The organism is Planktotalea sp. (assembly GCF_018607965.1).
Classification (GTDB): Bacteria; Pseudomonadota; Alphaproteobacteria; order Rhodobacterales; family Rhodobacteraceae; genus Planktotalea.
The window spans coordinates 1-4,325 of the sequence record NZ_JABBAM010000054.1 but is presented as its reverse complement, the minus strand read 5'-3'; the positions used below and the strand labels follow the sequence as shown (position 1 = coordinate 4,325).

Below are 4,325 nucleotides of genomic sequence, written 5' to 3'. Positions count from 1 at the left end.
GACCCGCAAGACCTTTTTTCATCCTTTTCTAAGAAAACTTCGAAATTTCTATTTTCTAAATGAAAACAGTCATTTGTGATGGGTTCTTGATAATAAAATTACGCAATCGATAGCTTACCCTAGGTCTGATCCAAGGTAATGTGGATAAGATGCTAGTTATCCACAGACTCTCGAGTGAATCGCCCTGCAATCTTGAGAGATTTATTTGGGATTCTCAGTGCAAGCAGCCCTATTACCACCGCCATATAGATCAGAGGCTCTAGTTGGATGCCTTTTGCGACCATTACAAAGTGCAAAGCCCCTAGAAAAGCGATTCCATAGGTAAGTTTATGTAGCTTGCGCCACCGGACGCCCAGCTTACGTACACTAAAGGTGTTGGATGTCGCCGCCAATGGAATCATTAGTACGAATCCAACCATGCCCACAGTGATATAGGGACGCTTTAAGATGTCGGCCCAAATTTGACTGACAATCTGCACATCAAGAACGAGCCACACAAGCAAGTGCAGGAACACATATACAAATGTCATCACACCAATGGCGCGGCGGAACTTGATCAGATTCACCCCCAGATGCTTGCGTAACGGTGTGATGCATAGACCAAGGATCAACAACTTTAGTGCAAACTCACCAAGCTCGTGCTCTAAAGACTTGATCGGCTCGGCACCCAAGTTGCCGGTTAACCCCTGATACAGGAACCAACCCGCTGGCAGAATACCGAGCACATAAATCAGCCACGCCGGAATGCGGCGTGCTGTGATGTTAATCGTATCGGTGATCATTAAAAGTTAACGCTCATGTCCATACCGTCATACAGGCTCGCCACGTCTTCTTCGTATCCGTTGAACATCAAGGTCGGGATGCGCTTGGCGAACAAACCTCCGCCGATCTTACGCTCTGTTGCTTGGGACCAGCGTTTGTGATCCACCTCTGGGTTCACATTAGAGAAGAACCCATATTCGCGCGCGTTGGCTATATTCCAGCTAGTGGGGGGCTCTTTATCCATCAACGTGATCTTCACAACGGACTTAATAGATTTGAAACCATATTTCCATGGCACAACCAATCGCATCGGTGCCCCGTTCTGATTAGGAATGTCCTTACCATAGATACCTGTGGCCATCATCGTCAACGGGTGCATCGCCTCATCAAGGCGCAGACCCTCAACATAGGGCCATTGCAACGTGCTGAACTTCTGACCAACCATTTCTTCAGGACGGTACAGCGTTTCGAACGCGACGTACTTGGCAGAGGATTGAACACCCGCCAGATCAAGCAAATCTTTCAACTCAAAACCGTTCCAAGGCACGACCATCGACCACGCTTCAACACAGCGGAAACGGTAGATGCGTTCCTCGACTGTCATCTTGGACATAATGTCAGCGATATCATATTCGCCCGGCTTATCTACCAAACCGTCAATCGTAACAGTCCAAGGCGTTGTGGTCAGCTTGCCAGCGTTCTTGGCAGGATCATCTTTACCAGCGCCAAATTCATAAAAGTTATTGTAGCTGGTGATGTCTTCAAAGCTGTTCGGCTCTAGCATTTCCTGCGCAAGCGCGGCACGTGGACCGCCGATTGCTGCGGCAAGGCCCAAACCTGCGCCGCCACCCATAAGTTGGCGGCGGTTTAGGAACACAGAATGATCCGTGACGTCCGAGTCTTTCAGTACATTCTTCCAGCGATAGGCCATACGTTATCTCCCTTGTTGCACTCTACATAGCCAAACACCGATCACAGACCAATGCCCGCACACTCACAATGCCGTGCCGGGACTGCAACATTCGCCTTCCTCTTGCAGGCTTAACAATGCAATCTGATTTGCGAAGGATTTTGAATATGAATGATAGACCCGTAGGTTTCCCCGTTTCCAATTGGACCCCACCCGCTGCCCCCAGCCCCGTGGTGTTGGAAGGTCGCTATTGCCGCTTGGAACCGTTGGTCGCAGAAAAGCACGCTGCACATTTGTTTGATGCGTTTGAAAAGCAAGATCATTTGTATGACTATCTGCCCGCTGGCCCGTTTCATTCGGCCGCGCAATATCATCACTGGGTAAACGAAGTGACCTCAGGCCAAGACAGCCTGTTCTTCGCGGTCTACGATCTACATAAGAACGCGTACCTTGGTGTCCTTAGTTATTTGCGCATTGCGCCCAGCGCGGGCTCTATCGAAGTTGGCAACATCAACTTTTCCGCGGGCATGCAACGCAGTCCTGTGTCGACCGAAGCGATCTATCTTACGATCAAATGGGCATTTGAGACAGGCTACCGACGGTTTGAATGGAAGTGTAATGCCCTTAACACACCATCACGTCAGGCCGCCCAGCGTTTAGGCTTTAGTTATGAAGGCATCTTCCGTCAGGCGATGGTCGTCAAAGAACGTAATCGTGACACCGCATGGTTCGCAATGATTGATGCAGAATGGCCCGCGCTGAAAGAAGCATACCGCGTTTGGCTAGATCCCCGAAACTTTGACGCACAAGGCCAGCAACGCGAACGCCTTGGCGATCTTACGGGATTGGTCCGCGTTGCAAATGATCCATCACTTTAGATCGCAACTGAGACGGTCATACGATCACGGATCAACCCTGCCAATCTTGACTGATGGCTATGGATCGTGGTTCCCTCAGACCGCGCACGGACAAATAATCGCGCTGCACGTGTCAATTGATCGTCATGTGCACTTTTTGCGACGCCTTGGATGAACTGCGCAATATAGTCCAAAGTTCTGACATCTGTGTCTGTTGAAAAAATTTCCGATGCATGGGCCATATCATCCTGAAAGGCCAAAGGATCGGGATCAACGTGTTCGTCGGTGATCTCCCTTAGGCCTGCGGGGCGCATCGTTTCTGGCAACGCCTTTAGGACTGCGGATTGAAACCCAGCGAGAGACGCAAGTGGTTTACTTAAGAACCCATCAGCACCGGCTTCCATAGAAACGGCTTCGTTCATATCATCACCACTTGTTGCCAAGATCGCAGAGATACGTGGCTCTGCAATGGACAACTCGCTTATTAACTCGGCACCTGATCCATTGAGCAGACCAAGATCAATGATCACGACGCTGGGGCGGTAAACTGGCAAATGACGTCGTGCAGAGCGAAGGCAATCCGCTCGTCGAATGCGTGCCCCGCTTCGCAAACACAAAAGTCGCATGGCATCGCATGCAAAGCGACTGTCCTCTACAACAAGTATCGTTAACCCCAGCAGTGGCCGCGTTGCGGTCGGTGTGGGTGTTAGAGACGTATAGTCCAACTCATTCATGGTTCCCTCGAATCTATTAGCAACTATCAAGAACGCTAGGCCAACGACCCTAACAACCCATTAAGACCCCCGCGTCCTTGCGCCGCTTGCCGAGATGCCCATGCCGCTTCATATAGTTGCCGAACAGAATGAACCGGAGTTTTCAATGATCGGACGATTAAACCATGTAGCCATCGCCGTGCCTGACCTAGGGGCCGCGGCGGATCAGTATCGAAACGCATTGGGCGCAAAGGTTGGCGCGCCGCAAGATGAGCCAGATCACGGCGTTACTGTCATCTTTATCGAGCTGCCAAATACCAAGATCGAATTGCTCTATCCTTTAGGCGACGACAGTCCGATCAATGGCTTTCTAGAAAAGAACCCGAGCGGTGGCATTCACCACATTTGTTATGAAGTCAACGACATCATTACAGCGCGCGATTCATTGATCGCGTCGGGCCTGCGTGTGCTTGGCAATGGTGAACCGAAAATCGGTGCGCATGGCAAACCCGTCATCTTCCTACACCCTAAAGATATGAACGGTGTCTTAACTGAGCTGGAGCAAGTCTAATGGGCATCACATCAGCACTCGTCCTGTTCGCCGTCATCTGGTTCATGACCTTCTTGATCGTGATCCCAATTCGCCTACAAACCCAGGGCGATGTCGGCAAAGTCGTTCCCGGCACGCACGCGGGATCGCCAGAAACGCACAACCTCAAGAAAAAGGCGTGGATCACCACAGCTGTGAGCGCCGTTTTATGGGCAATCATCGCAGGGATCATCTTGTCCGGCACAATCACAATTCGCGACTTGGACTGGTTCAACCGGATGAGCGAGCCCGCTGTATCGCGTGGAACAGATGGGTAAAGGTCGCCGCACCTTAGATCGGTATAAACAAATTCAGCAGTGGCACGGTGAGTGGCACTGCCATTAAACATCCCGTAAGCCAGATCATTCCAAAGTTTTCTTTGCGGGCTTGCTTAGCGCCTTCACGCCCCAAGCGGCGCATCGCTGCGATCTGGAAATACTCCCGCCCCAGCAAAAACCCGTTCAGCGCCCAAAAGATGAAGATCGCAGCGAATG

6 protein-coding genes and 1 pseudogene are annotated in these 4,325 nt (G+C 50.9%); 3 read left to right on the top strand and 4 right to left on the bottom strand.

Annotated elements, in window-relative coordinates; all coding sequences use genetic code 11:
* Window positions 1–152: 152 nt before the first annotated feature.
* Together msrQ and msrP are read right to left on the bottom strand one after the other, a co-directional pair.
* Complete coding sequence (gene msrQ, locus QZ279_RS05040; protein ID WP_293448780.1) at window positions 153–782, bottom strand: protein-methionine-sulfoxide reductase heme-binding subunit MsrQ; 630 nt, start codon at window positions 780–782, stop codon at window positions 153–155.
* The gene (msrP, locus tag QZ279_RS05035; protein ID WP_293448778.1) at window positions 782–1,693 is read right to left on the bottom strand and encodes a protein-methionine-sulfoxide reductase catalytic subunit MsrP; all 912 of its coding nucleotides are present in this window, start codon (window positions 1,691–1,693) and stop codon (window positions 782–784) included. The genes msrQ and msrP overlap by 1 nt, the downstream gene beginning before the upstream one ends.
* Window positions 1,694–1,839: 146 nt before the next feature.
* Between msrP and QZ279_RS05030 the strand changes: the two genes are divergently transcribed.
* On the top strand, window positions 1,840–2,550 hold the full coding sequence (locus QZ279_RS05030) for a GNAT family protein (protein ID WP_293448775.1): 711 nt from the start codon (window positions 1,840–1,842) through the stop codon (window positions 2,548–2,550).
* Here the strand turns inward: QZ279_RS05030 and QZ279_RS05025 are convergent.
* Window positions 2,547–3,263 (bottom strand): response regulator, encoded by a 717-nt coding sequence (locus QZ279_RS05025; protein WP_293448773.1) that lies wholly within the window; start codon window positions 3,261–3,263, stop codon window positions 2,547–2,549. The two genes, QZ279_RS05030 and QZ279_RS05025, sit on opposite strands and share 4 nt — an antisense overlap.
* Window positions 3,264–3,408: 145 nt before the next feature.
* On the opposite strand from QZ279_RS05025, the gene mce reads away from it, so the two are divergent.
* Together mce and QZ279_RS05015 are read left to right on the top strand one after the other, a co-directional pair.
* Window positions 3,409–3,813 carry a methylmalonyl-CoA epimerase gene (gene mce, locus QZ279_RS05020; RefSeq protein ID WP_293448782.1) on the top strand — a complete coding sequence of 135 codons (405 nt, stop codon included), beginning with the start codon at window positions 3,409–3,411 and terminating at the stop codon, window positions 3,811–3,813.
* Entirely contained in the window at window positions 3,813–4,109 is a 297-nt protein-coding gene (locus tag QZ279_RS05015; RefSeq protein WP_293448770.1) for a DUF1467 family protein, read from the top strand. The genes mce and QZ279_RS05015 overlap by 1 nt, the downstream gene beginning before the upstream one ends.
* Before the next feature lie 16 nt (window positions 4,110–4,125).
* Here QZ279_RS05015 and QZ279_RS05010 read toward each other — a convergent pair.
* Window positions 4,126–4,325, bottom strand: a pseudogene (locus tag QZ279_RS05010) (EI24 domain-containing protein); the annotation flags it as partial.

Bases quoted from the DNA above. Each gene is read 5' to 3' on its own strand.
- msrQ (WP_293448780.1), bottom strand. From the start codon at position 782: ATGATCACCGATACGATTAACATCACAGCACGCCGCATTCCGGCGTGG.
- msrP (WP_293448778.1), bottom strand. From the start codon at position 1,693: ATGGCCTATCGCTGGAAGAATGTACTGAAAGACTCGGACGTCACGGAT.
- QZ279_RS05030 (WP_293448775.1), top strand. From the start codon at position 1,840: ATGAATGATAGACCCGTAGGTTTCCCCGTTTCCAATTGGACCCCACCC.
- QZ279_RS05025 (WP_293448773.1), bottom strand. From the start codon at position 3,263: ATGAATGAGTTGGACTATACGTCTCTAACACCCACACCGACCGCAACG.
- mce (WP_293448782.1), top strand. From the start codon at position 3,409: ATGATCGGACGATTAAACCATGTAGCCATCGCCGTGCCTGACCTAGGG.
- QZ279_RS05015 (WP_293448770.1), top strand. From the start codon at position 3,813: ATGGGCATCACATCAGCACTCGTCCTGTTCGCCGTCATCTGGTTCATG.